The following is a 927-nucleotide window of genomic DNA, read 5'->3' on the forward strand; positions in this document are numbered from 1 at the left end:
ACTGCTTACTTGCAAGAATATTTTATAGATATCTTTAATGCATGGATAACCGGACAAAATATGAACATCCTGATTTTTTCTTGTTTTTAAATTTATACTTCTTTTTTAGAGACTGCGAAACTCGTGTCGGCTTAGGTTTTTCGAGGTGCCCTAAAATAAAAAGCAGTTTATCTAGTGGGGTTGGGATAAATCCTTTCTGCCCTGCACCCATCTGCCGCTCGTGATCTTTTCGATTCTTTTTCCGATAAATCAAATAACAAGCTGAAAATTCAGCGGCTAAATTTTTCAATTCTTCGACTGATAATCCAATGATTGCTTTACATAAACGATTATCTCGTAACAGCCGCTCTTTGTTGATCATTTCAAACCTTTATTCTCTAAGTTAAACCTCTTTTTATTCTCAATAGCGTGACAAAAAATGCAAGTCTCTATTCAGCAACTAGTTTATTGTAGCAAATACCTTCTGTGACTTTAAAACTTTGACGGCCGATAACGGTTCTGAGTTCTCCATGCATAAACAGATAACTGAGATCACCGGTGCTAATGTCTTCTTTACCAGGCCTTATCACTCATGGGAGCGTGGTTTAAATGAACACAGTAACGGACTTATCCGCCGTTTTTACCCAAAAGGAACGGACTTCAACTCAGTCACGGACAACGAGATTGCAGAACTTGAGCACATACTTAATACTCGGGGACGAAAATCGTTGGGCTATTTTTCTCCAAATGAAGTATTTTTAGCTCATCTAATGGCTGCATAACGTTTTATGGGTTTGTTGCGTTTCGACTGGGAATGGGCCTCGTCAGTGGCGTATCTGAGATGCAGCACCTCATGTTGAAGGTAACTTCTCGATTTGCCGCTGTACGGCTCTGTTACGGTGTAGGCGTAACGATGGTCTCCAAGCTGTTTGACGGTGATGGCTTGCG

Annotated in this window: 2 protein-coding genes; one reads left to right on the forward strand and one right to left on the reverse strand. The window is 40.3% G+C overall.

What is annotated here, in order from left to right:
• Nucleotides 1–34 precede the first annotated feature (34 nt).
• Complete coding sequence (locus tag CBG25_RS16175) at nucleotides 35–361, reverse strand: hypothetical protein (protein ID WP_290607904.1); 327 nt, start codon at nucleotides 359–361, stop codon at nucleotides 35–37.
• A 118-nt stretch (nucleotides 362–479) separates the two neighbouring features.
• Here CBG25_RS16175 and CBG25_RS16180 point away from each other — a divergent pair, with 118 nt between their 5' ends.
• Nucleotides 480–761 carry an IS30 family transposase gene (locus CBG25_RS16180; RefSeq protein ID WP_290607905.1) on the forward strand — a complete coding sequence of 94 codons (282 nt, stop codon included), beginning with the start codon at nucleotides 480–482 and terminating at the stop codon, nucleotides 759–761.
• Nucleotides 762–927 lie beyond the last annotated feature (166 nt).

The sequence above is a fragment of the Arsenophonus sp. ENCA genome (assembly GCF_002287155.1).
Taxonomy (GTDB): Bacteria; Pseudomonadota; Gammaproteobacteria; order Enterobacterales; family Enterobacteriaceae; genus Arsenophonus; species Arsenophonus nilaparvatae.

What these genes read in the sequence shown, in the direction of transcription:
- CBG25_RS16175 (WP_290607904.1), bottom strand. Translation starts at nt 361, where the DNA reads ATGATCAACAAAGAGCGGCTGTTACGAGATAATCGTTTATGTAAAGCA.